25 protein-coding genes are annotated in these 24971 nt (G+C 61.0%); 18 read left to right on the top strand and 7 right to left on the bottom strand.

What is annotated here, in order from left to right; all coding sequences use genetic code 11:
• The first annotated feature begins 9 nt into the window (after nt 1-9).
• The 9 genes from BN1117_RS04800 to BN1117_RS04760 all read left to right on the top strand — a co-directional run bounded on the left by BN1117_RS04800 (nt 10) and on the right by BN1117_RS04760 (nt 6276).
• On the top strand, nt 10-600 hold the full coding sequence (locus BN1117_RS04800) for a cytochrome c3 family protein (protein ID WP_040095277.1): 591 nt from the start codon (nt 10-12) through the stop codon (nt 598-600).
• Between the two features lie 242 nt (nt 601-842).
• Entirely contained in the window at nt 843-1349 is a 507-nt protein-coding gene (gene moaB, locus BN1117_RS04795; protein ID WP_040095275.1) for a molybdenum cofactor biosynthesis protein B, read from the top strand.
• Between the two features lie 9 nt (nt 1350-1358).
• Nucleotides 1359-1883, top strand: coding sequence for a cyclic pyranopterin monophosphate synthase MoaC (gene moaC, locus BN1117_RS04790; protein ID WP_040095273.1), 525 nt, complete (start codon nt 1359-1361; stop codon nt 1881-1883).
• The gene (gene moaD / locus BN1117_RS04785; protein WP_040095271.1) at nt 1880-2125 is read left to right on the top strand and encodes a molybdopterin synthase sulfur carrier subunit; all 246 of its coding nucleotides are present in this window, start codon (nt 1880-1882) and stop codon (nt 2123-2125) included. Before moaC ends, moaD begins: the two co-directional genes overlap by 4 nt.
• A gap of 101 nt (nt 2126-2226) precedes the next feature.
• Complete coding sequence (gene moaE, locus BN1117_RS04780; RefSeq protein ID WP_040095270.1) at nt 2227-2700, top strand: molybdopterin synthase catalytic subunit MoaE; 474 nt, start codon at nt 2227-2229, stop codon at nt 2698-2700.
• Nucleotides 2701-2787: 87 nt separating this feature from the next.
• Entirely contained in the window at nt 2788-3516 is a 729-nt protein-coding gene (modA, locus tag BN1117_RS04775; protein ID WP_040095268.1) for a molybdate ABC transporter substrate-binding protein, read from the top strand.
• Nucleotides 3517-3627: 111 nt separating this feature from the next.
• A complete protein-coding gene (gene modB, locus BN1117_RS04770) occupies nt 3628-4308 on the top strand; it encodes a molybdate ABC transporter permease subunit (protein WP_005361814.1) in 681 nt (226 codons plus the stop codon).
• Nucleotides 4305-5408 (top strand): molybdenum ABC transporter ATP-binding protein, encoded by a 1104-nt coding sequence (modC, locus tag BN1117_RS04765; RefSeq protein ID WP_052441415.1) that lies wholly within the window; start codon nt 4305-4307, stop codon nt 5406-5408. The genes modB and modC overlap by 4 nt, the downstream gene beginning before the upstream one ends.
• A gap of 91 nt (nt 5409-5499) precedes the next feature.
• A complete protein-coding gene (locus BN1117_RS04760; RefSeq protein WP_040095266.1) occupies nt 5500-6276 on the top strand; it encodes an alpha/beta fold hydrolase in 777 nt (258 codons plus the stop codon).
• Nucleotides 6277-6347: 71 nt separating this feature from the next.
• On the opposite strand, the gene moeB is transcribed toward BN1117_RS04760, so the two are convergent.
• On the bottom strand, nt 6348-7103 hold the full coding sequence (moeB, locus tag BN1117_RS04755; RefSeq protein ID WP_040095264.1) for a molybdopterin-synthase adenylyltransferase MoeB: 756 nt from the start codon (nt 7101-7103) through the stop codon (nt 6348-6350).
• Entirely contained in the window at nt 7100-8326 is a 1227-nt protein-coding gene (gene moeA / locus BN1117_RS04750; protein WP_040095262.1) for a molybdopterin molybdotransferase MoeA, read from the bottom strand. Before moeA ends, moeB begins: the two co-directional genes overlap by 4 nt.
• A 308-nt stretch (nt 8327-8634) precedes the next feature.
• On the opposite strand from moeA, the gene folE reads away from it, so the two are divergent.
• Nucleotides 8635-9291: a GTP cyclohydrolase I FolE gene (gene folE, locus BN1117_RS04745; protein WP_040095261.1), complete on the top strand. Its 657-nt coding sequence runs from the start codon at nt 8635-8637 to the stop codon at nt 9289-9291.
• A 412-nt stretch (nt 9292-9703) separates the two neighbouring features.
• Nucleotides 9704-11359 (top strand): methyl-accepting chemotaxis protein, encoded by a 1656-nt coding sequence (locus BN1117_RS04740; RefSeq protein WP_040095259.1) that lies wholly within the window; start codon nt 9704-9706, stop codon nt 11357-11359.
• 125 nt (nt 11360-11484) lie between these two features.
• Here the strand turns inward: BN1117_RS04740 and BN1117_RS04735 are convergent, their stop codons facing one another.
• Nucleotides 11485-13215: a formate--tetrahydrofolate ligase gene (locus tag BN1117_RS04735; protein ID WP_040095257.1), complete on the bottom strand. Its 1731-nt coding sequence runs from the start codon at nt 13213-13215 to the stop codon at nt 11485-11487.
• Between the two features lie 67 nt (nt 13216-13282).
• Between BN1117_RS04735 and BN1117_RS04730 the strand changes: the two genes are divergently transcribed.
• Nucleotides 13283-13699 (top strand): hypothetical protein, encoded by a 417-nt coding sequence (locus tag BN1117_RS04730; RefSeq protein WP_040095256.1) that lies wholly within the window; start codon nt 13283-13285, stop codon nt 13697-13699.
• Between the two features lie 42 nt (nt 13700-13741).
• On the opposite strand, the gene BN1117_RS04725 is transcribed toward BN1117_RS04730, so the two are convergent.
• A complete protein-coding gene (locus BN1117_RS04725; RefSeq protein ID WP_040095254.1) occupies nt 13742-14644 on the bottom strand; it encodes a LysR family transcriptional regulator in 903 nt (300 codons plus the stop codon).
• Between the two features lie 109 nt (nt 14645-14753).
• On the opposite strand from BN1117_RS04725, the gene BN1117_RS04720 reads away from it, so the two are divergent.
• The 4 genes from BN1117_RS04720 (at nt 14754) to BN1117_RS04705 (ending at nt 17743) form a co-directional block, all read left to right on the top strand.
• Nucleotides 14754-15314 carry a YceI family protein gene (locus tag BN1117_RS04720; RefSeq protein WP_040095253.1) on the top strand — a complete coding sequence of 187 codons (561 nt, stop codon included), beginning with the start codon at nt 14754-14756 and terminating at the stop codon, nt 15312-15314.
• The gene (locus BN1117_RS04715) at nt 15314-16051 is read left to right on the top strand and encodes a hypothetical protein (RefSeq protein WP_040095251.1); all 738 of its coding nucleotides are present in this window, start codon (nt 15314-15316) and stop codon (nt 16049-16051) included. The genes BN1117_RS04720 and BN1117_RS04715 overlap by 1 nt, the downstream gene beginning before the upstream one ends.
• A gap of 182 nt (nt 16052-16233) precedes the next feature.
• The gene (locus BN1117_RS04710; RefSeq protein ID WP_040095249.1) at nt 16234-17358 is read left to right on the top strand and encodes an adenosylhomocysteinase; all 1125 of its coding nucleotides are present in this window, start codon (nt 16234-16236) and stop codon (nt 17356-17358) included.
• Nucleotides 17359-17434: 76 nt separating this feature from the next.
• Nucleotides 17435-17743 (top strand): Rdx family protein, encoded by a 309-nt coding sequence (locus tag BN1117_RS04705; protein WP_005344153.1) that lies wholly within the window; start codon nt 17435-17437, stop codon nt 17741-17743.
• A 115-nt stretch (nt 17744-17858) separates the two neighbouring features.
• Here BN1117_RS04705 and olsF read toward each other — a convergent pair whose 3' ends face one another.
• Both olsF and pepT read right to left on the bottom strand, forming a co-directional pair.
• Entirely contained in the window at nt 17859-19568 is a 1710-nt protein-coding gene (olsF, locus tag BN1117_RS04700) for a bifunctional ornithine lipid synthase OlsF (protein ID WP_040095247.1), read from the bottom strand.
• A gap of 209 nt (nt 19569-19777) precedes the next feature.
• Nucleotides 19778-21001, bottom strand: a complete 1224-nt coding sequence (gene pepT, locus BN1117_RS04695) for a peptidase T (RefSeq protein ID WP_040095245.1) — start codon at nt 20999-21001, stop codon at nt 19778-19780.
• Nucleotides 21002-22015: 1014 nt separating this feature from the next.
• On the opposite strand from pepT, the gene speA reads away from it, so the two are divergent.
• Together speA and BN1117_RS04685 are read left to right on the top strand one after the other, a co-directional pair.
• Complete coding sequence (speA, locus tag BN1117_RS04690) at nt 22016-23920, top strand: biosynthetic arginine decarboxylase (protein WP_040095243.1); 1905 nt, start codon at nt 22016-22018, stop codon at nt 23918-23920.
• A gap of 270 nt (nt 23921-24190) precedes the next feature.
• Complete coding sequence (locus BN1117_RS04685; RefSeq protein WP_040095241.1) at nt 24191-24379, top strand: hypothetical protein; 189 nt, start codon at nt 24191-24193, stop codon at nt 24377-24379.
• 74 nt (nt 24380-24453) lie between these two features.
• Here BN1117_RS04685 and BN1117_RS04680 read toward each other — a convergent pair whose 3' ends face one another.
• Entirely contained in the window at nt 24454-24747 is a 294-nt protein-coding gene (locus BN1117_RS04680) for a hypothetical protein (RefSeq protein WP_040095239.1), read from the bottom strand.
• Nucleotides 24748-24971: the final 224 nt, after the last annotated feature.

Here is a 24971-nt window from a genome sequence, read left to right as displayed (position 1 = left end):
AACCCATAGATGAAATTACCCGGCTTTATCCAACGTCTGTGGACCACCTTTAAATCCCCTTCCAAGGCGGCTCTATGGGTGATCCTGCTGATGGGCTTCTTTGGCGGCGTGATCTTCTGGGGCGGTTTCAATACTGCCATGGAAGCGTCCAACACCGAGGCCTTTTGTACCAGCTGTCACGAGATGAAGGACAACGTGTACGAGGAGTACCGCGACACCATCCACTATGCCAACCGCTCCGGCGTGCGGGCCAGTTGCCCGGATTGCCACGTACCCCATGAGTGGACCTACAAGATCATCCGCAAGGTGCAGGCTTCCAAGGAGCTGTGGGGTATGGTCACCGGCAAGGTGGATACCCGCGAGAAGTTCGAGTTACACCGACGCGAGATGGCGGAGCGGGAGTGGCAGCGGATGAAAGAGACCGATTCGCGCGAGTGCCGCAACTGCCACAACTTCGAGTACATGGACTTCTCCCTGCAGGGGCAGCGTGCCGCCAAGATGCACTCTACCAATCTGGCCAGTGGTGAAAATACCTGTATCGATTGTCACAAGGGGATTGCTCACCAGTTGCCCGACATGACCGGGGTGAAAGGATTCTGATCCTGTAACGGCAGGCCGGGTTTGCCCAGCCTGCATTTTGCACATATATGGGACAAGCATCAGATTTGTGTGTCTTTTAAATCCCATATCTCGTGAAACCTTTGATAGAATCAGCCCGCCGTCACACGCTTGAGCAAGTTGGTCACCCCTGTCTGCGTCAGTGTTTACGCCCTGACAGCTGGCCTCTCATACCCCTTCTCTTCCTGCCTCGTTGACGGCCCATAGCCACAAGGAGCTGCCCGATGGGACAGAAACACAACGCATTTATTCCCCTCAAGATCGCCGTGCTGACGGTTTCCAACAGCCGCACTACCGCCGATGACAGCTCGGGCGACTATCTGGTCTCGGCCCTTACCGACGCGGGCCATCAGCTGGCCGATCGGGGGCTCTGCCCCGACAACCTGTTTCGCATCCGCGCGCGGGTGAGCGAGTGGATCGCCGATGAAGGGGTGCAGGTGGTGCTGATCAACGGCGGTACCGGCTTCAATGAACAGAACCGGGTACCGGAAGCAGTCGGTGTGCTGTTCGAGCGCACCGTACAGGGTTTTGGCGAGATGTTCCGTCAGCTCTCTTTTGCCGAGATTAAAGGCTCCGCCATGCAGAGCCGTGCGCTGGCGGGACTCGCCAATCGCACCCTGATCTGCTGTCTGCCGGGCTCCACCGGCGCTTGTCAGCTGGGTTGGGAGCAACTGATCCGCGATCAGCTCGATGCCCGCACCAAGCCGTGCAACTTTGTCTCCCACCTCTGAGAGCAAACGATGAACCAGACCGAACCCAAGCAGACCCAGCCCAACTTGACTCACCTTAACCAGAGCGGCGAAGCCCATATGGTGGATGTGACCGACAAGCAGGTGACCGAGCGTGAAGCCCGTGCCGAGGCGTTTGTCGCCATGGCTCCCGAAACCCTGGCATTGATCCTGAGTGGTCAGCACCACAAAGGAGATGTGTTCGCCACCGCCCGCATCGCCGGCATCATGGCCGCCAAGAAGACCTCCGATCTTATCCCGCTCTGTCATCCGCTGGCATTGACCAAGGTTGAGGTGGAGATAGTGCCGCTGCCAGATCAGCACAAGGTGCATATCCGCACCCTCTGCAAGCTCTCTGGCAAGACAGGGGTGGAGATGGAGGCGCTGACCGCCGCGTCGGTAGCAGCCTTGACCATCTACGACATGTGCAAGGCGGTGCAAAAGGACATGGTGATCGAACAGGTGCGGCTGGTAGAGAAAAAGGGCGGCAAGTCCGGCCATTTTCAGCTGGGGTCAAATAGCGGGGAGCAAGCATGATCAAGGTACTGTTTTTTGCGCAAGTAAGAGAGCTGGTGGCCTGCGATGAGTTCTGCCTGCCGTGCGACTACGCCACAGCCGAACAACTGCGCGCGGCGCTCTGTGAACGCGGCGACAAGTGGGCGCTGGCGCTGGAAGCTGGCAAGCTGCTGGTGGCGGTCAACCAGACCCTGGTGCCCCTCGATACCCCTATCAATGATGGCGATGAGGTGGCCTTCTTCCCGCCGGTGACCGGAGGCTGAGAATGAATGAGATAATGACAGTGGATCGCACCACTGAGCTGTGCGATGGCGATGAGGTGGCCTTCTTCCCTTTCTCTCCAGTAACGACCGGAGGCTGAGCCATGAACGACGCAACTATTACCGATCGAATTCTGGTGCAGCGGGAGGATTTCTCGCTGGCGGACGAATATGCCCGCCTTGCCACCCGCCCAGACAGTGGCGCCATCGTCACCTTCGTTGGCAAGGTGCGCGACTTCAATCAGGGGGAGGAAGTGAAGGGGCTGGCCCTCGAGCACTACCCCGGTATGACCGAGAAGGCGCTGGCCGATATCGTGCAGGAGGCCCGTCGCCGCTGGCCGCTGCAGGAGTGTACTCTGATCCATCGTATCGGCGAGCTGTGGCTTGGCGATCAAATCGTGCTGGTGGCGGTGAGCAGTGCCCACCGCGATGCTGCCTTTGATGCCTGTCACTTCATCATGGATTTCTTGAAAACCCGGGCGCCGTTCTGGAAAAAAGAGCTGACCGCCGAGGGTGTGCAACGCTGGGTCGAGGCGCTTGATCGCGACAACGCCGCCGCTGCCCGCTGGCAAGCCTGACCTGTTCATCACGAGGGGCGCAGGTTCAACGGGAACCACGGCCCCGCCAAGGGGCGCGGATGTGCGGGCCCCATCAGGAGAAAGGGAATGAAACCGCTGTTATCTGTTGTCATCGCAGGCGTCTGCGCCGCCACCTTGCATACCGGTGCCGTGCAGGCTGATGAAGTGAAAGTGGCCGTGGCGGCCAACTTCAAGGGCACCATCGAGCGCATCGGCAAGGAGTTCACCGCCAAGACCGGCCACACCCTGGCCATCTCGTCTGCCGCCACCGGAGTGCTCTACACCCAGATCAGTCACGGTGCACCGTTCGATCTCTTCCTCTCCGCCGATGCGGCGACCCCCGAGAAGCTTGAAAAAGAGGGCAAAGGGAGCGATCGCTTCACCTACGCCATCGGCCAGCTGGGGCTGTGGAAGAAAGGAGGCCCGGCCCCTGATGAGGCGATCCTGCGCAGCTGGAAAGGCAATCTCGCCATCGCCAATGCCCGCACCGCACCCTATGGTGCAGCCGCCATGGCGACCCTCACCCATCTCAAGATCGATCCCAAGCAGTACCGGTTGCTGACCGGCGCCAACATCGGCCAGACCTGGCAATTTGTCGATACCGGCAATGCCGAGCTGGGCTTTGTCGCCTGGGCCAATCTGGTGGAGGCGGGCAAGACTGGCGAAGCCTGGGCGGTGCCTGCCGACTTCTATCCCCCCATCGAGCAGCAGGGGCTGGTATTGAAGAAAGGCGCCGCGGTCGAGGCGCTGGTGGCCTGGCTCAAGGGGCCGGGTCAGGCGCAGATCAAGGTAGCGGGTTATGCCTTGCCCCAATAAGGGGATGGGGTTGACGCAATACCCTGAGTGGTCGGCCTTCGGGTCGGCCACTCTTTGCAATAAGGATGGATACCATGCCGTTGGGGGCATTTATCAACCGGGAGGTCGGCAATGAGTGAAGGGGATCTGCTGGCGGTCTGGCTCACCTTGAAGCTTGCGGCCTGCACCACAGCGATTTTGCTGTTGCTGGCACCGCCGCTGGCCTGGTGGCTGTCGCGCAGTCAGAATCGACTGCGGCCGCTGGTTGAGGCCTTGGTGGCACTGCCGCTGGTGCTGCCCCCTACTGTGCTGGGTTTTTATCTGCTACTCGCCTTCTCCCCCGAATATGGTTTCGGCGCCTGGTGGCGCGACACCTTTGGCGCGCCGCTCGCCTTCAGCTTTCTCGGCCTGCTGTTTGCCTCCATCCTCTATTCGCTGCCGTTCGTGGTGCAGCCCCTCACCTCCGCCTTCGTCAACATGGGCAACAAGGAGCTGGAGGCCGCCGCTACCCTGGGGCTCGGCCCGCTGGAGCGCTTCTTCCACATCATCTTGCCGATGACCCTACCCAGTTTCGTGATGGCGGCGGCCCTTGGCTTTGCCCATACATTGGGGGAGTTTGGCGTGGTACTGATGATTGGCGGCAATATTCCCGGCGAGACCCAGGTGCTCTCCATCGCCCTGTTTGATCATGTGGAGGCGATGGATTACCAGAACGCCCATATTCTGGCGGGCGGCCTGATGGCCTTCTCGCTGGTGATGCTGGTGCTGGTCTACGGGGTGTTGCAGCGCAGACAGCGGAGAGTGTTTGGATGAATCAGCCAGCCACTATTTCTTCGCCAAGCAATGCCTCGTGCAGCCATGCCCTGAGCCTCCATGCCCGGCGCGAGTTTGGCTCCTTTACCCTCGATTGCGCACTGACTCTCGAACTGGGGGGGATCCTCGGCCTGTTCGGCCCCTCCGGCTGCGGCAAGAGCACCCTGCTGCGCATCATCGCCGGACTCGATCGCCAAAGTGGGGATCGCTTGCGGTGGCATGGGCGGGAGTGCGCCGCACTGCTGCCCGAAGCGCGCCGGATCGGGTTGGTGTTTCAGGACTCGCGGCTCTTTCCCCATTTGACGGTGCTCGGCAATCTGCAACTGGCGGCCCGCAAGGGGCGAGGGCGCTGGCAGCCCGAAGCGCTGGCGGCGCGGCTTGGTTTTGCTGATCTGCTGGGGCAGCCTGCCCATGCCCTCTCTGGCGGTCAACGCCAGCGGGTAGCGCTGGGGCGGGCGCTGCTGGCCGAGCCTGATCTGCTGCTGCTCGATGAGCCTTTCTCGGCACTCGATCGGCGCAGCCGCATCCATCAGGCCCATGTGCTCAAGGGGTTGCAGCAGGAGAGCGGCATCCCGATGATCTTCGTCAGCCACGCCATGGAGGAGGTGAGCCTGCTCTGCGATCAGCTGGTGTTACTCGATGGTGGCAGGGTTGAGGCGCAAGGCAGGCCGAGCGAGATTTTCGCCCGCACCGATCTCTCCCTCGCCAGCCGTGATGATGCCGGGGTGATGCTGGATGCGGCCCTCTCTCACTACGATGACGACGAACAGATGGCGACCCTGCAGCTTGGTGAGCAGCAGCTGCGGGTCACCATGACCCATGTGCCGGACGAGAGTGGCCCCTTGCAGATCAAGGTGGCGGGGCGCGATGTGGTGATAGCCACCGCGCCCATCCAGTGCTCCAGTCTCTCCAACTGTCTCGTCACCCGTCTGCTGGCGGTGCACGAGGTGCGCCCCGGCCAGACCCTGTTGCAGTTGGCGCTGGGTGAGCAGATACTGCTGGCCCGGATCACCAGCCGCTCCGCCAGGCGGCTGGCGCTGGCACCGCAGCAGCAGATCTACGCTTATATCAAGGCGGTGAGTCTGGTCAGCGAAGGCTGATTGGGCGCCGCGCTGATAACGTGGCAGGATGGCCACGGGCAAGATATTAACAAGAGATGGGTCAGGTGATGAGTCGAGAGGCAATACACTGATGCGCCGCAATCAGGTGATGAAATTCAACGGGCTTGCCCTGCGCAGCGCGGGGGAGGGCCCCTTGCTGTTGCTGCTGCACGGGCTGGGCTCCTCCAGTCTCGACTGGCAGGCGCAGATCGAACGGTTTTCCGAACAGTACCGGGTGGTGGCGCTGGACTTGCGCGGCCACGGTCAGAGCATGCAGGAGGGGCCGTTCGATGTGGCGACCCTGGCAGCCGATGTGGTGAACTGGCTCGATGAGCAGCCCGAACCCGCCTGGGTGGTGGGATTGTCGCTGGGGGCCATGGTGGCGCTGGAGCTGGCGCTGCAACTGCCCCACAAGGTGCAGGGGCTGGTACTGGTCAACGGTTTTAGCGAGTTTCTGCTGGATAGCCCCAAAGAGCAGGAGCGCTACGCCCAGCGTCTCAAGTGGCTGCGCTGGTTTGGCATGCGCCCCCTCGCCTGGTGGTTGGGACGCGAGCTCTTCCCGGGCCCGGAGCTGGCGCAGGTGCGCCACACTTTCCGGCTGCGTTTTGTGCGCAACAACAAAAAGACCTATCGGGCGATGCTGGAGGCGTTACCCGGTTGGTCGGTGCGCGCCCGGCTCGGCACCATCTGGCAGCCGGTGGCCATCATCTCCACCAGTCACGACTACCTGCCGCTGGCCAAACGGGTCGAGCAGTTTGCCGCTCTGCCCAACGCCACCATCCACACCCCCACCGGCCACCACGCCTGGCCTGCGGAAGACCCCTCGGGCTTTAATCACCTGTTGCAACGGATCCTCACGACCCATTGAGGAAGGGGTTGTTAGGCGCAGATATCAAAAAAGCCGAACCACAGGGTTCGGCTTTTTTGATCCCGTTTGCGTCAAGGGTGGGAGCAGACCGGGCAGTCGGGGCGTTTGGGTAGCTTCATCTCGCGGAAGGTGCCGCTCAGGCCGTCGATCATCAGCAGGCGGCCGCTGTAGCTTTTGCCCATGCCGGCCAGCAGCTTGATGGCTTCGAGCGCTTGCAGGCTGCCCACCAGACCCACCACGGGGGCGAGTACCCCCGCCTCGACGCAGGTGAGGGCCTGCTCGCCGAACAGGGCGCTGAGGCAGGCGTAGCAGGGTTCATCTTCCTGCCAGGTGAAGCTGCAGAGCTGACCCTCCAGCCGGATGGCGGCGCCACTGACCAGCGGTACCCTGTGCTGGCGTGCCTTTTGATTCAGCAGGTTGCGAATGGCCAGGTTGTCGGTGCAATCGAGCACCAGCTGGTGTCGGGGCAACAGGCTATCGAGCAGCGCCTCGTCGGCCACGGCCGCGTGGGTCTCTACCTCAAGCCTGGGGTTGAGGGCACGTAGCGATTGCGCTGCGGAGTCTACTTTGTAGTGACCGATGCGCTCATCGTTGTGCAGCACCTGACGTTGCAGGTTGGAGAGCTCCACCTTGTCGAAATCGACCAGGGTGATCTGGCCAACCCCGGCCACCGCCAGATACTGGCTGGCAGCGCAGCCAAGGCCACCGGCGCCGATCACCAGTACCCTGGCCTGCTTGAGCGCCTCCTGCCCGTCGAAGTCGAAGGATTTGAGGATGATCTGGCGGTTGTAGCGCAGCAGTTCGGCGTCGCTCAGGATCTCGCTCACAGCAGCAATCCCCCGAATGGCTCCACGGTCACCGTCTCGCCCGCGGCCACGCGGCCCCGTTCCCGTTCAAGAACGATGTAGCAGTTGGCCCGCGACAGTGAGCTGAACACGGCGGAGTCCTGCGAGCCGGTGCTGCGCACCTCGAGGCCGTTTGGTCCCTGACTCAGAATGCCGCGCTGGAAGTCGAGTCGGCCCGGGCTCTTTTTGAGCGGCTCGGCCGTAATGGCTTGCAGCTGGAGCGGGCGCTCGAAGCGTTGACCTGCGAGCTTGGCCAGCGCCGGTTGCACCAGTTGATCGAAGGTGACCATGGCGGAGACCGGGTTGCCCGGCAGGCCGAAGAACCAGGCTCGGGGCAGGCGGCCAAAGGCAAACGGCTTGCCCGGCTTGATGGCCAGCTTCCAGAAGCCAATCTCGCCGAGCTCGTCCAGCAGCTGTTTGGTGAAGTCCGCTTCCCCTACCGAAACACCGCCGGTGGTGATGAGTACATCGGCCTCTGCATCGGCGCGGATAAAGGCGGCGCGCAGCTGGGCGGGATCGTCCGGGATAATGCCAAGGTCGAGACAGTCGCAGCCCATGCGCGCCAGCATGGCCCGCACGCCGTAGCGGTTGGAGTCATAGATATCGCCGTGAGCCAGCGGGGCGCCGACCGGCTTGAGCTCGTCACCGGTGCTGAAGATGGCCACTTTCAGCGGGCGGCGTACCGCGACGGTGGCCACGCCAAGGGAGGCCAGCAGTGGCATCTCTCTTGGAGTGAGGCGAGTACCGGCTGGCAGCACACAGGCGCCCTTGCCGATATCGCTGCCGGCGCGGCGGATGTTCTGGCCCGGTTCGGGTTGCGCCAGAAAAGTGATCCGATCGCCATCGGCCAGCGTTTCTTCCTGCATCACTACCGCATCCGTCCCTGCGGGGACCGGTGCGCCTGTCATGATCCGCACGCAGTGGCCAGCGGGCCACTCGCCCTGATAGGGCTGACCGGCAAAGGCCTTGCCCGCCATGATGAGCGGGGTGCCAGCAGCGAGATCGGCCAGGCGCACGGCATAACCGTCCATTGCGGAGTTGTCGAACGGGGGCACGGCGAGAGGAGAGGCGATATCGCTGGCGAGTACCCGGCCAAGGGCCGCTGGCAGGGGGAGTTGCTCGCTGTCGCAGCAGCAGGCAAGTTGTTCCAGCATCCCTTGCAGGGCATCGCTTAAGGGGAGTAGTCCGCTGGTATCAAATCCCATCGTCATGACCTCTTTCTATGATTGAAGGCGGGATTATCACAAAAATCCCCGGGTATGGGCAGGTTATCTCAAGGATTCTCGGGGTAATCGGCCCTGAAACGGGGTGAGATGGCCATAAAATATGAGGTGACGCACAAGTTGACTTGAATCTTGGCGGCAATGGCCGTTTACTATGCCGCCATAACAGATGGCCGTCACATCCCGTGTGGCGACCATTACAGCGATACCGTCGGCCCTGTACGCCGCCGTAACATAAGGGGTTGCTCCTTGAGCTGCCCTCACAGTCCCTGAGCGTGGGAGAGAAGATAATGACAACCTTAAGTCCGGAAGCCTTGCTGGTCAGGGCTGCCCTCGAAGCCCAGGGACTGGAAACCCCCCTGGTCACCAACGAGCTGAACAGTCAGCAGAAGCGGGAGAAGATCGAAGGCCACATGCGCTCCATCATGGAGACCCTGGGGCTGGATCTGACCGATGACAGTCTGGCCGAGACGCCGCATCGCATCGCCAAGATGTACGTGGGCGAGATTTTTGCAGGGCTCGATTATGCCACCTTCCCCAAGGTGACGGTGATTGAGAACAAGATGCAGGTGGATGAGATGATCATGGTGCGGGACATCAGCCTCACCAGCACCTGCGAACACCACTTCGTCACCATCGACGGGCTGGCCCATGTGGCCTATATCCCTCGTGGCAAGGTGATTGGCCTGTCGAAGATCAACCGCATCGTGCAGTTCTTCGCTCGCCGTCCCCAGGTGCAGGAGCGGCTGACCCAGCAGATCCTGCTGGCGCTGCAGACCCTGCTCGGTACTCAGGATGTGGCCATCAGCATCAAGGCGACCCACTACTGCGTTAAGGCGCGCGGGGTGATGGATTCAACCTCTTATACCACCACGACCTCCCTCGGCGGTGTGTTCAAGAGTCAGCCAGATACCCGGGCCGAGTTTCTCGGCGGCCTGCGCGGCTAAAAGAGCGGTTGTTTTGTAACCGCCTTGCTGAATAAACGAGACGCCAGCAGTTATTGCTGGCGTTTTTCATCGGTCGCGGATGAGCGTAGCGGCCTGCAACGGCTTGGCCCGTAGGGCTTGCCCTATGTAAACGTTATGCATTTTTTCGATTTATTCATCAGAGCGGTATATTTAATCGAACACGGAAAAATCCCTCATTTTCACCTTACAAAAAGTAACCAAATAGACTCTTTCCGAACCGCCACAATCCGGTTAATCTAGCGCTCCCTCACGGCTCTCGCTGCCGCTCATGGAATTCAGAGATATTCATCAAGGTTGGATGGTTCGCCACTGCACAAGTGGCTCGATAGTTCATGCCCGGCGGGCGTGAAGCGGACGAGTGCTACGAATTTAACGACCACCAGGATACGCCATGAATAGCAGCTCCATGACCATAGGCAAAAAACTCACCGCCGGCTTTGCCGTGCTCGGTTTGATGGTCGCCTTTATCGGCGGTTTCGCCCTTGTCCAGTTTGGCAATATGAATGATGTTGCCATCCGGTTTACCGACAGCATCTTGCCAGCGGTCAATCGCACTAGCGCCATTGGCGATACTCTTGGCGACTTGCGCCGTTATGAACTGGGCTATTTCGTGGTGGCGGCGGATCCGCTGAAGAGAAGTGAATACCGTGATATTGCCAATGGAAAAATCAACCAGATTGCGCAGCAGTTGGCCGCGCACGACAAGACCATTTGGCCTGAGGATGTGGCGGAGCGCCGCACCTTCGATACCGTTAAATTGGATTGGGAGCGTTATCTGGCGCTGCACCAGCGTGTCAAGCAGTTGCAAGACAGCGACCAGCTCGCCGAAGCCCAGCGTATTTTTTTGGCTGAAGGTATTCCAATCTACACGACACTGAACAAGTCGGTAGCTGACCTTATCCAGATTAACCATGGTTATGCGTCTGAATCCCGCAGTGACATTGTCGACTCTTATCAATCCGCCAATCTGAGCGTCACCATCGCGCTGGTGATCGGTCTGATCCTTGTGGTGGTGCTCTCCGTGGTACTGACTCGCCAAATTCGCGATCCGCTGATCATGCTGGCCCGTCAGGCCCAGCGTATTGCCAATGGCGATCTGGGTCAGGGGGAACTGCAGCAGTGGATCCGTGACAGCCGCTTCAACCGCGACGAACTGGGCCAGCTGGGCTCCGCCATCAACCGGATGCAGGGCTCCCTCTCCGATCTGGTGAGCGAGATCGCCGGCTCCGTGAGCCAGCTCAGCAGTGCGGTGGAGGAGGTGAGCGCCATCTCCAGCCAGTCTGCCAGCGGCATGGCCATCCAGCAGAGTGAAGTCTCCCAGGTGGCGACCGCCATGAACGAGATGCAGTCCACCGTTAATGAAGTGGCCCGCAACACCACGGATGCCATGAGCGCCGCCAAGGATGCCTCCAGTACCTCCGCTGCCGGCAGCGAAGTGGTACGCAGCTCGATTACCAGCATCGAAGAGGTGTCGGTCAAGATTGAACAGGCGGGCACAGTGGTGCAGCAGCTGGAGGCCGACAGCGCCAATATCAGTGTGGTGCTGGATGTGATCCGCGATATCGCCGGTCAGACCAACCTGCTGGCCCTTAACGCCGCCATCGAAGCGGCCCGTGCCGGTGAGCAGGGCCGTGGTTTTGCGGTCGTTGCCGATGAAGTGCGATCCCTGGCCCAGCGAACTCAGGACTCAACCGCCGAGATCAGCAAGATGATCGAGCTGTTGCAGAGCCGCGCCGCCGAGGCGGGCAACGCCATGCAGTTGAGCCGTCACCAGATGCAGGAGAGCGTCGGTCTGGCGCGGGATGCCGGTACCAGTATCGAGACCATCAATGGTGCCGTGGTGCGCATTACTGACATGAACACCCTGATCGCCACTGCTACCGAAGAGCAGAATGCGGTGACCGAAGAGCTCAATCGCAGCATTGTCAACATTCACAATGCGGCTGACGAGAATGCCCAGGGCGCCCATCAGATCGCCCAGGCTTGCGTTGAGCTGAGCAAGCTGGCCAACACCCTGCACCAGATGACCCAGCGCTTCACCCTCTAAGGGTTGATGCATGGATAACAGAAGGCCCCGCCAATTGGCGGGGCCTTGTTGTTTCTGGCTGGTTTGTTGAGCGTAGGGTCGATTAGCGAAGCGTAATCGGCCGACGCCAGCCCCCTCACCGACCCTTAGCTAAGTCCAATGATCTCGCCATCTTCATCAATATCGATATGGCGATAGGCAGGCAGACTGCCCAGCCCCGGCATGGTCATGATGGGGCCCGCCAGCGCATAGACGAATCCGGCACCGGCGCAGAGCTTCACTTCGTCGATGGGCACCTCGAAATCGGTCGGCACTCCCTTGAGAGCAGGGTCATGGCTGATGGAGAGCGGCGTCTTGGCGACGCAGATGGGCAAGTGATCCCACCCTTCGGCGGAGAGCTGTGCCAGCTGCTGGCGCGCTCTGTCAGAGAGCTGCACTCCGCGACCGCCGTAGCCGCACTCCACCAGGGTCGCCAGTTTGGCCGCCAGGCTCATCTCGTCGGGGTAGAGCAGTTTCACCTTGCCGGGTTGCTCGCAGGCGGCGACCACGGCGCGGGCCAGCTCGCTGGCACCGGCACCGCCCTGAGTGAAGGCGTTGGAGATGGCTGCGCCACAGGCACCGGCTTGCTGCGCTTCATGGGCCAGCAGCGCCAGTTCGGCCTCGCTGTCGGTGGGGAAGCGGTTGATGGCGACCACCACCGGCACCCCGTAGCGGCGGGCATTTTTGATATGCCAGGCGAGGTTGGCGCAGCCCTGCTTGAGGGTCGGCAGATCCTCCCCCTGCAGGCTGGCTGGCAGCGGCTGGCCCGGGCGGATATCGAGCAGGCCGCTGTTGGCCTTGAGGCCGCGCACCGTGGCCACCAGCACCACGCAGGCGGGGGTAATGCCGGATTGGCGGCTCTTGATATTGAAGAATTTCTCCAGCCCCATGTCGGAACCAAAACCCGCCTCGGTCACCACATAGTCAGTCAGACCCAGAGCGATGCGATCGGCGATCACCGAGGAGTTGCCGTGGGCGATGTTGGCAAAGGGGCCCGCGTGCACCAGCACCGGTGTCTGCTCGGTGGTCTGCATCAGGGTCGGTTGCAGCGCGTCTTTCAGCAGCACCGTCATGGCGCCCGCCACTTCCAGCTGTTCGGCAGTGATGGGCTCGCCGTGAATATCGCGGGCCAGCTGGATGCGGCCGATGCGTTGGCGCAGCTCTTTAAAATCGCTTGCCAGCGCCAGAATGGCCATCAGCTCGGAGGCGGCGGTGATAACGAAGCGATCGCTGCGCTCCACACCATCGGCAGCGCCCCCCTGTCCAATCGTGAGGTGGCGCAGTGCGCGGTCATTCATGTCGAGGGTACGCGGCCAGAGAATGTTATCGGCATCGATATCGAGCCGCGGCAGGCCGGTTTTGGCGCTGAACTGGTCGCCGAGTTTGCGCTCATGGAACAGGCGGGCATCGAGGGCAGCCGCCGCCAGATTGTGGGCCGCCGTCAGGGCGTGAAAATCGCCGGTGAGGTGGAGATTCATCTCCTCCATCGGCACCACCTGGGCATGGCCGCCACCAGCAGCCCCCCCCTTGACCCCGAATACCGGCCCGAGGCTCGGCTGGCGGATGGTAGCAATGCTGGGCTGGCCGATATGGTTGAGCCCCATGGAGAGGCCAAGGGTGGTCACCGTCTTCCCTTCACCGAGCGGGGTCGGGGTGATGGCGCTCACCAGTACCAGCTTGCCGCTCTGTTTGGGTTGAGACTTGAGTAGATCAAGGCTGATCTTGCCTTTGTAGTGACCATGAGGGTGGAGCTGATGCAGGGGGATGGCGAGATGGTCTGCCAGCTGCTGGATGGTGAGGCGGGGGGACTGGCGGGAGATCTCGATATCGCTTAGCATCAGCACCTCGTTGGCATATCGGGGTAAAATATGCGGCGCAGTTTAGTGGAATATAGCGAGCAATCCAATGAAGAAAACGATTTTATTTGGTGGGGGTGAGGTTCGTCAGAATCCTGTTCTACTGGATCTCAACGCACTCTATCATCCACCCAAGCAGCCCATCACTGTGCTGGGGATGGTCAGTGCGCTGGTGCCGCTGTTCGGCTTCGGTTGGCAGGCGATGACCCAGGACCCCGAAACCCAGCTGCGCCACGAGATTGCCAAACGGGTCAACAAGCACAGAACTGATGAGGCCAACCTCATTTTGATCCTGCAACTGGCCGCCATGTTTGACTCTCCCGAGATTGAAGTGGCGCTCCCCTATGCCCTCAGTGAGCAGCAGTTGTCGGTGATCCGCACCCGTTTGCCACGCTGGCAGTTAAGCCTCGAGCAGGAGCGTCTGCGGGCGCAGCTGGTTTCTGCCACGGCACCCGACCCGCGTTAGGTTTCAAGCCGGGCCGGCAGGCCGTACCCTCTGCTCTGGCCATCAGCTCGGCGCATCCCACTGTTGCGGGGCGAGATAGCGCTCCTGCACGAACTCGATAAAGCAGCGCACCTTGGCCGAGACGAAGCGGCGGTGCGGATAGACCGCATAGAGCCCTACCTCTCCCTTCTCCCACTCCGGCAGCAGGCTGACCAGCTGCCCTGACCGCAGGGCCTCCCCCACGATAAAGGTGGGCTGCAATATGATGCCCTGATCATCACAAGCGGCGCGGGTCAGCGCCACCCCGTTGTTGGCTCGCAGCGGCCCCTGTGGCCGGATGCTCTGCGCCTCGCCCCCCCGTTTGAAGTGCCACTCCGGCTGGGTCAGGGTGTAGATCAGACAGTCGTGCTGTTTGAGATCCTCGGGTTTTTCCGGTCTGCCCTTGCGTGCCAGATAGGCGGGGCTGGCGCAAAGCTCGACCCGAATGGTGGCCAGCTGGCGCGCCACCAGCGAGGAGTCGCTGAGGTGGCCGATCCGCAGCGCCAGATCGAACCCCTCTTCCACCAGCGCGACCCGCCGGTCGCTGTACTCGATATCGAGCTTGAGATCGGGAAAGCGCTGGCGAAACAGCGGCAGGGCGGGGGAGAGGTGCAGATAGCCAAAGTCCATCGGCACCGAGAGCTTGAGGGTGCCGTTCGGCTGCTGGTTGTGGTGGGTCAGCTGGCTGTGGGTCTCTTCCAGCTCAGCCAGCAGGGCGAGGGAGCGCTGATAGTAGAACTGGCCCGCCTCGGTGGGATTGACCTGACGGGTGGTGCGCGACAGCAGCCGGGTGGCGAGGGACTCCTCCAGCTGTTGCATTAGTTTGGAGGCCATGGCGACCGAGATGCCGAGCTGGTTGGCGGCCTTGGTAAAGCTCTGGCACTCCACCACCTTGATAAAGGTACGCATGGCGGCGATCTGGTCCATTTTCCATCCTCAGTAAATAATGAATTTAATAAATCACTGATTATTCATCTTCAGAACGAGGTTAGCATTTTAACCACTGATGTGAACCCCAAGATGAAGGAACGAACGGATGAAAATGACCAAGGCTCTGCTGGCCTCCTGCCTGTTTATGGCTACCCCTCTGATGGCGGCGGATTACGATGTGGATGCGGCGCACACCACGGTGCAGTTCAAGGTGGGTCACCTGGGCTTCTCCGAGCTGGTGGGTCGCTTCAACACCTTCAGCGGCACCTTCAGCATGGATGACGCCAACCCGGCGGCCGCCAAGGCGAGCTTTGAAGTGGATGCCGCCAGCGTCGACTCAAACCACGAGGCCCGCGACAAGCACCTGCGTAGCCCGGACTTCCTCGACGTGAAACAGTATCCCAAGATGACCTTCGTCAGCTCTGCTTACGAGGGCACCAAGGATAAAGGCGTGTTGAAAGGGACCCTGACCCTGCACGGCATCTCCAAGGAAGTGGCCTTCGAGCTGGTCAAGATCGGCGAGGGCAAGGATCCCTGGGGCGGCTACCGCAGCGGCTTCAACGCCTCCACCACCATCAAGCGCAGTGACTTTGGCGTGAGCTACATGCTGCCCGGCATCCCGGACGAGATGAATATCAACCTGTTTGTCGAAGGCGTGCGCAAGTAATGGGCGCGGAACTTCTGCTGCAAACCCTGGCGGCTCCTCTGGGAGCCGCTTTGCTATCGTGGCGCTGGCCGCGACTGGGGTATGTGTGGGGCGCGTTGGCGCTCTGGCTGGTGGGCTGCTGGCTCGGCGGCCTCTATGGCATCCCGGCCAAAGCGTGGCAGTGGCTGCCGCTAACCCTGCTGCTGCCCGTCATCGCGGCTCAGGTGAACGATCTGCGCGGTTCACTGCTGCTCTTTGCGGTGTTCAGTGCGCTGGTGTGGTGGCAGGGATTGGCCTCGGTACTGGCGAGCGAACCGGGGATCTGGCTGGCGCTGCTGCCCGCCATCGGCTGGTTTGGCTGGAGCGCTCTGCGCGGTGACAGCCCCGAGGGGCTCGGCTTTGCCCTCGGCTTTATCTGGCTGGCGCTGGTGATCGGCATCGATGGCAGCCTGCTGATTGCCCAGTTGGCCGGTGCGCTGGCCGCTTTTGCCGGCTTTCGCGCCCTGCTCGCCATCTTTGTTGGCATCAAGGTGGCCCCCGCCGCTCTGGCGCTGTCCCTCGCCTTCGTCCAGATGCTCGCCTGGCAATATGTGGAAGTGCCGCTGCTGGTATTGCTGCCGGTCTGGGCGTTGCCGCTGCTGGAGTGGGTTTTGCGTAACACACAGTGGCCAGTGCGTTGGGGTGGGCTGATCTTGCTCGCCGCGGCGGGAACCGGGCTCAGCCTCTGGTGGGTGTGGCCTGCTGCTTCTTTGTACTGATTTTTGCATGAAAAACAGGCAATTACCGTCATTTTTGCATACCCGCTCATACTCTTGGCAGATAATGATTGAGCCACCTATGTGTTTCAGATAAAAAGGTTTTTCATTTTATCTGGACACACACAGAACCCGGCTTTGCCGGGTTCTGTTTGCCTGCTTTGCGGCATATAAGGAGGCCACAGTTGCGCAGTCAAGGATCTGAGCATCTGTTTTTTCGCCATTTCACCGGACAGGGACGTATCGACGGTCTCTGCATTCTGCTGGTCACTCACCTGCTTCCCGATCGCCCCCGTTTTATCGATGCCCTCGGTCAGATTGGACGGATTGGTGCCATTTTGCCCAAACCGAAATCGGTACACGGTCCGACCCTGGAGTGGGTATCCCAGCACTATCCTGTGCTGCCCCTCAACCGGCGCTGGACCAATGAACCCGACAGCCTCATCCAGCAGATTGCGCCGCTGGTGGCCCCCCACGAGCGGTTGCTGATCCTCGATATTGGCGGTTACTTTGCCAAAACCCAGGTGATCTTGAGTGAATACTTCGGCCCCCGTTTCCTCGGGGTGGTGGAGATGACCGAGAACGGCCATCAGCGCTATGAGCAGGAGGTGCTGGCGACCCCGGTGGTGTCGGTGGCACGCAGCCCCCTCAAGCAGGCCGAGGATATCCAGATTGGTTTGAGCGTGGTCTACTCCGCGGAGTCGCTGGCCCGCAACCTCAACCGTACCTTCAACGTCTGCGAAGCCGTGCTGTTTGGCTATGGCAAGGTGGGGCGCAGCATCGCCCGCGACCTGCGCTGTCGCAACCTCCATCTCGGGCTTGTAGAGACCGATGTGCTGCGACAGGTCGAAGCGCTCTCTCACGGTTTTCGCCTGATTACCAAGGCCGAGGCGTTGAGCCGCGCCGAGCTGGTGATCTGCTCTACCGGCAACGGCTCGCTGGATTTGGCGGATCTGCAGGCGCTGCGCCCCGGCACCATGGTCGCCTCGGTCACCTCGGCCGACGACGAGTTTGCCTTCTCGCTGGCCCAGTTGCCGTGGCCGAGCGAAGAGGTGTGCCCCCATGTGCTGGCCCTCAACCGGCCGGATGGTACCCAGATCTACCTGCTCAACCGGGGTGAGGCGGTCAACTTCGTCCATGGCGCCGTGATTGGTGAATATGTCTATCTGGTGCTGGCGGAGATCATGGAAGGGATCCGGATGCTGGCGGCAGGCCCTCTTGCACCGGGCCTGTTCGAGCTGCCAGAATCGGCGATGCGTACTATTGCCCGCCATTGGCTGGCCGATTTTCATGGGGTTGATCAGTACTGATTTGACCAAACCGGGATCGGCCATTGGGCAGCGGTACGCCACTTCCCGCCATTGTCGCTTTTTTATGGAGTCACTCATGACCGAGTCTGAAACCCTGATCAGCAAACCCCGCATCGAAATCCGCTACTGCACCCTCTGTCGCTGGATGCTGCGAGCCGCCTGGCTGGCGCAGGAGCTGCTCTCCACCTTCGACAGCGATCTGGGGGAGGTGGCGCTGGTGCCGGCAAGCAAGGGGGAGTTCCGCATTCTGGTCAACGGAGTGCAGGTGTGGGATCGGGTGGTCGATGACGGTTTCCCCGAGGCCAAGGAGATCAAGCAGCGGGTGCGTGACGTCATCGCCCCTGAGCGGGATCTCGGCCACTCGGATCGCAAGGCGGCCGAGTAACGCCAGATGGGCCGAGCGCCTCGAAAAGGTGCTGAGCATGAGAGCGAAAGGAGAGGGAGGCGATGGCCTCTCTCTCCTTTTTTTGCCTTTGGCTGTTTGCCTGGCGCCTGCAGGGCTATGAGCGCGGCTCGGCCAGATGACTGCCGATATAGCGGGCCCGCTTGTGGGGCTTGATGCGGCTCACATCGACCCACACCAGCCCGTCGATGCAGTGGTTGAAGTCGGGGTCGATACCAAAATCCATAAACTGCACCCCGCCCGGCTCGCACAGCTCGGAGTACTGCTTGTAGAGGGTGGGGATGGCGCAGCCCAGATTGTCGAGACGGGCCTTGAGTGCTTTGAGATCGGCGCCGTAATCCACCCCTTCGAACAGAGGCTGCGTCTCGGGGTAGGGACGGCGGGAGGGGGCCAGCGCAAGCTCGGGGGCAAAGTGCTGGCGGTAGAAGCTCACCAGCAGATCCTTGGCCGCCGGCGGCAGGCTGCCGGAGAGCGACACCGGGCCAAACAGGTAGCGGTAGCGGGGATAGCGGGCCAGATAGGCACCGATGCCGAACCAGAGATAATCGAGCCCCCGCTTGCCCCAGTAGGCGGGCTGGATAAAGCTGCGGCCAAGCTCGATGGCCTGCTCCAGCCGGGGCAGCAGCTTATCCTCGAAGCCGAACAGGGTGTGGCTGTAGAGGCCATCCTTCCCCTTGCTGGCCAGCAGCTCGGCCACAGGGGCGAACCGGTAGGCGCCGATGATGTCGAGTCGGGCCGGATCCCAGAGGATCAGGTGGTGATAGTCGTTGTCAAAGCCATCGAGATCCCGCCGCTTGCCAGACCCTTCCCCCACCGCGCGAAAAGCGATCTCCCGCAGTCGCCCCAGCTCGCGCAGGATCACCGAGTGACTCAGTTCATGGCGGCGGTAGAGGTAGATCCCCTGACCATCCGGGGTGGTGCCGAGCTGTTCGCAGCTTTCTATGGCCTGTTTGAGCTGGCGGCGATCCTCCGGCAGGGCGATGGGGGCCTCGGTCTGCAGGCGCCCCGCCTTGCCACGGCCAATCCGGTAGAGGTGGTTGCGCACCAGCCGCGCCGCCGTCTTGGCGGGCAGATCCTGAAAACTGCCGAGCGGAATGCGCGCTCCTATGGTCACCGGCAGGGTCTGCCCCTGCTGGCGAAACAGCTGACGCACCAGCAACAGGGCGGAGGCGGGCTTGTTGAGCCAGGAGGCGAGATAGAACCAGAGGCTGTTGCGCCCTCCCAGATGGATGGGCACCAGCGGGGTGCGGGTGCGCTGGGCCAGCTTGATAAAGCCTGCCTGCCAGGGGCCATCTTTCACCCCCTTGAGGCCAAGCCGGGAGACTTCGCCTGCGGGGAAGATCACCAGCGCCCCTTCATGGGCGAGGTGCTCGTTCATGGCGAGGATGGCCTGTCGATCGGTCTTGCCCTCCATATTGTCCACCGGCAATAGCAGAGGGCGTAGCGGCGCGAGTTGTGCCAGCAGCTGGTTGGCGACGATCTTCACATCGGGGCGGATGCGGCCGAGCAGTTGCAGCAGCGCCAGTCCGTCCAGCGAGCCGATGGGATGGTTGGCAACAAGAATGACCCGGCCGCTGGCGGGAATATGCTCCAGTTGCGCCTCGCTGACCCGATAGTCGAAATCGAGCCGGGTCAGCGCCTGCTCGACAAAGTCGAGGCCGCGCAGGTGCGGGTAGCGGGCGGCAAAGTCGGCAAAGGCCTGCTCGTTGAGCAGCCAGCCCAGCAGCCGCTTTAACAGCGGGGTAAGCAGGGGGTAGCCAAGCAGGCGGGGGAAGTGCTGGGTCAGCAGGGTATCGATAGTGAACATCTGGGAGGCTCCGGCGATCCGTTGCTCCCAGCATGATGTGACACTGTTCCGGCGACATGTCAGCGGGATGACAGTTTGATGGCAGCGGCAGACGGTTGTTCCTGAGCGACTCTCCCCGGTTTCCCTTTCCTGATGGGTGATGGCCAGATAGCAAGAGGGGAGCCGGTTAAGCGGCTCCCCCCTTTGCCCTGGTAATGATAGCGACCCGATTAACCGCGCCAGGCTGCGGTGAGGCGCACCAGCTCCACCAGGGTGGCGACCGATTTCTCCATGGATTGCAGCGGGATGAACTCGTGCTTGCCGTGGAAGTTGTGGCCACCGGTGAAGAGGTTGGGGCAGGGCAGACCCATAAAGGAGAGACGGGCGCCATCGGTACCGCCGCGAATGGGTTTGATCTTCGGCACCACGTCGGCGGCCTCCATGGCGGCCTTGGCCAGCTCGACGATATGCATGTGCGGCTCGATCTGGCTGCGCATATTGCGATAGCTGTCGGTCAGGGTCAGCTCGATGCGGGCCTTGGGATACTCGGCCTGCAGGGCGGCGACCCGACTCTGGATCTCGGCTTTGCGCGCGGCGAAGTGCTCGTCGTCGAAGTCACGGATGATGTAGTGCAGGGTGCTCTCCTCCACGGTGCCGTTCATCTGGGCCAGATGGAAGAAGCCCTCATACCCGTCGGTGCACTCCGGGGTCTCTTCGGCTGGCATGGCTGCGTGAAAGCGGGCGGCCAGGGTCTGGCTGTTGATCATGCTCCCCTTGGCGGTGCCGGGGTGGACGTTATTGCCGATAAAACGCACCGTGGCGCTGGCGGCGTTGAAGTTTTCATACTCCAGCTCGCCCAGTTCGCCGCCATCCACGGTATAGGCCCACTTGGCCGGGAATCTCTCCAGCGGGAACAGGTTGGCGCCACGGCCAATCTCTTCATCCGGGGTCAAGCCGACCCAGATATCGCCACGTGGGATCTCGGGGTTGGCCTGCAAATGGTCGATGGCGGTCAGGATCTCGGCAATCCCCGCCTTGTCGTCGGCGCCAAGCAGGGTAGTGCCGTCGGTGGTGATGAGATCCTGACCCAGGTAGTTTTTCAGGAAGCGGTAGTCACGGATGGCGAGCACCTCGTCACCCTTGCCAAGGCAGATGTCGCCGCCCTGATAGTGTTCGATGATTTGCGGTACTACGCGCTCCGCCTCGTAATCGGCGGTATCCATGTGGGCAATCAGGCCGATGGCGGGGGCATCCGGCTGGTTGCCTGGCAGGCAGCCGGTGAGGTAACCATTGTCGTCGAGGGTCACCTGGGTCAGCCCCAGCCCCTTCATCTCCTCTTGCAGCGCGCGAGCAAAGATCAGTTGCCCTTCGCTGCTGGGGCAGGCTGGATTGGTCTCATCGGAGCGGGTATGAAAAGTCACGTAACGCAGAAAACGCTCAAGCAGGGTATCCATTAGTCAGCCTCTAACCGATAGTGAGCGGTTATTGTGGCCAATCCGTGTGGGGCGCTCATTGCGTCAGCGCAGGTTTTTCCCATTTTTTGACGCAAGGGAAGAGCGGCGAATGTGCGGCGCGCGGCGCAACGTTCGGGAGGGAGATCGCATAAATGTGGCATTTATCTCGATATTTAGGCGCTGGCGGTGGCGGCCAAACTCCCCTCAGCGACCGCACAGCAAGGCGTCAGCCCAACCATGGCGTTTTCACACACTTTTCAAGGGGAAACCGGGCTGTCGCATAACCTGCGCCATCCCAGAGCCCGCCTGCCCGCCAGCAAGATTTGATCGACTTATTAAAAGGGGATTTTGAACACTATTTTTTATTGTCACTGCCCGCGGTAAGTGTGTACACTCCGCGCCGATCCAAGGGCAACCCTGAAGCAGGCTGAGCCGCCAGAAACCCGACCGATCATACGCCTATAGGGCGAGGCACGCAGAAACGACAGACACTGCTGGGGAATGGTTTCTTTAATACCGGTTAGGCTCCGGTATCAGGGAGAACAACAGACTCTCATCCTTCATTTGACCGAGTGGGCCACCGGCTCATCATCTTCCCTTGTCATGGGCGGTCACTGACGGTGAGGTGGGCTGTGGTTGTTGTCGTCCATCAACACGCATGCGTGCTGGCGCCTTCGCTTCTCTTCCTTGGAACCCTCTCCTTCTGTCGGGATCGCTGCCGAATGATGAACTGACGGCGTGGCTGATGTCGTCTGTCATCAAAGTACCGCGGCGCCACGGCATAGTGGCACCGCATACCGTTGAGCTTGATGTAAAGCCACCAGCCCCACATCAAGACTCGTTACTTCCCCAAGATCCACCAGGCAGCCTCTGGCTTGCCGCGATGTGCAACGCGTTGGTTTGGGTGGCTGCGTCTCGTGATGGCAGCGCTCGCCGTACTCTGCACTAGATGGTCTGGATGTGATTGAGGGTAACGAAGGCGACTTTGGGTCGCTCATTTGCGAGGCATAGCCCATGACTAACTGGTCCAGCAAGGACTCCTTGAAGGTCTACAACGTTCCCTACTGGGGTGCGGGTTTTTTCAATATCAATGACGCCGGTCACGTGACCGTCGCCCCCGACAAATCACGCCCTGACGCGCATATCGTCATCTCTGACGCCATCGAACAGCTGCGTCAGTCCGGGCTGACCACCCCCGTGTTGCTGCGCTTCCCCGATATCCTCAAGAGTCGGGTCGATGCACTGTTCAACGCCTTCGGTCAGGCCATCGAGAAGTCAGGCTATGAAGGGGACTACCTCTGCGTTTACCCGATCAAGGTAAACCAGCAGCGTCGTGTCATCGAGACCATCAGCCAGTCCTACAGCGACAAGCCCCGGCTTGGCCTGGAAGCTGGTTCCAAACCGGAACTGCTGGCCGTGCTGTCCCATCACCATGAGCAAGGCTCGGTGATCGTCTGCAACGGTTACAAAGACCGCGAATATATCCGCCACGCCCTCTTGGGCAACTTGATGGGCCACAAGGTCTACATCGTGGTGGAGAAGCCCTCCGAGCTGGAAATGGTGCTGGACGAGTCAGCTCGTCTCAACATCAAGCCCAACATCGGGGTGCGTGCCAAGCTCGCTTCCACCGGCTCCGGCATGTGGGAATCGAGCGGCGGCTCCATGTCCAAATTCGGTCTCTCCGCCTCCCAGATCCTGGCGCTGATCGAGCGTCTGCGCGGGCTGGGCCAGCTCGATTGCCTGCAGTTGCTGCACTTCCATCTGGGCTCCCAGATTGCCAATATCCGCGACATTCAGGGCGGCATCCGCGAGTGCGGCCGTTTCTACGCCGAACTGCGTCGCCTTGGCGCCAACATCGAAGTCGTTGACGTCGGTGGTGGCCTGGGGGTGGATTACGAGGGAACCCGTTCCCAGAGCCACTGCTCCGCCAACTACAGCCTCTCCGAGTACGCCAACAACGTGGTATGGGGTATCGGCGATGTCTGCCGCGAGTTCGATCTGCCGCACCCGACCATCATCAGCGAGTCTGGCCGTGCCCTGACCGCCCACCACGCCGTGCTGGTCACCAATATCATTGGTGCCGAAGGGGTGGAGATGAACGACATCAGCGCACCGGACGAAGATGCGCCGACCATTCTGCAGAACATGTGGAAAGGCTGGCTGGATCTGCGCAGCGAAGATCCCTCCCTGCTGGAGATCTTCCATGACTCGGTGGCAGATCTGGGTGACGTGAATACCCAGTACACCATGGGCCTCTTGAACCTTGAACAGCGTGCCTGGGCCGAGATGCTGCATCAGAACACCTGTCTGGCGCTCAAAGAGCTGCTCAACCCGGTCAACCGCAACCACCGTGCGCTGGCTGACGAGCTGAGTGAAAAGCTGGCGGACAAGTGCTTTGCCAACTTCTCTCTGTTCCAGTCCCTGCCGGATGCCTGGGGTATCGGTCAGGTCTTCCCGGTGATGCCGCTCTCCGGCCTCGAGCGTCCGCTTAGCCGTCGCGGTATCCTGATGGATATCACCTGTGACTCCGACGGTCAGGTAGAACACTACGTCGACGGGCTGGGGGTCGAGAGCACCCTGCCGATGCCGGTCTATGGCGAAAACGAAGAGTGCCACGTCGGCTTCTTCCTGGTCGGTGCCTATCAGGAGATCCTCGGCGATCTGCACAACCTGTTCGGTGATACCCACTGCGCGGAAGTGTGGCTGGACGAAGAGGGCAAGATGGACATTCGCAACGTGGTGCGCGGCGACACCGTCGACCAGCTGCTGCGTTACGTCAACATCGACCCGTCCGTCATTCGCGAGAACTACCAGCGGATCGCCGCTCACCCGGCGCTGGACGATGCCACTCGCAAAGCCCTGCTCGACGAGCTGGAGCTGGGCCTGCAAGGCTACGCCTATCTGGAAGACGAAGAGTAAGTCTCCGATTTGTGTTGCCGCAGTTGCGGAGATGAAAAACGGCGCCTGCGGGCGCCGTTGTTGTTGCCGAGGGGCATCTGGCGATATGACGGTGTGCTCGCTCCATCTTCATTCGGATAACCGATGGTGGCTCGGGGCATCCGCAGGCCACAGAACTGGCACATATCTGTCCCTTTCAGCCGCTTCCCTTGATCTGCATCAAGCTTGAACCTCGGTGGTTATTTTACGGTCAGGAGTGATATTGATGGAATGTAACAAAAGGATGTGCATATGGAACTTAAAAGGGACCCGAGATGCTATACCGACGTCTGTATCGACGGTAAGTGGTATCACTACGACCACTGCAGCACCAACGTCTACATGCTGATGGGAGGCGCCGCGCCGAGCCTTCAGCTGGCCTATGAGCCGAGCAGCGAAGAGGAGCTGATGGAGATGCTCCAGCAGCTGGGGCGCTTCTGACTTACCGAATTGATGTCTTGCCAAATGGCCATCGGGCGCGTTGCCACGATGACCACCACACCTCACCGCTGCATCTAATCTCGGCGAGTTTTTTTGCCAAATAGCCCCTTGCCTAGCTCCAGCATGGCGACGGCCGCGGCGTAGCTGCTATCGGACTTGCCTATCTCATCGGCTACGTAGAGGAAGTTGGAGCGATACTTCTCCACCGCCTCGCGCGGGTTGGTCGCGTCGATGAAATCCTCTTCCACCTCGAACCCTTGGGTCAGCAACGCGGATTTCTCATCCAGAAACGTCGGAGATGCCATGTCGATAAAGGTGTACTGCTGCCGGTTGGACGCCGGAATGGTAAAAAACTGGTATCTGGCCATGGGTAAATCCTCGCTTGAAGCGGGTGATAGATGACGTGACGCTGGTTTTAATCTGTGGTTCGCAGGCGGCTTGGTTTCCCTCGACATCATCGACAGTGCGCATCAGGAATGCCGCATCTTGTTTTCGTTTGAGACCACCTTGTTGGCGTCTGTCCGGCAAGTGTGCCGCAGAGATTTTCTGAATGATCCGTGCAACTGAGACGTTGTGGGTAGATGCGAGATCG

Source organism: Aeromonas australiensis, assembly GCF_000819725.1.
Classification (GTDB): domain Bacteria; phylum Pseudomonadota; class Gammaproteobacteria; order Enterobacterales; family Aeromonadaceae; genus Aeromonas; species Aeromonas australiensis.
Note: the sequence above shows the minus strand (reverse complement) of the source record. Positions and strands in the feature narration are given on the sequence as shown.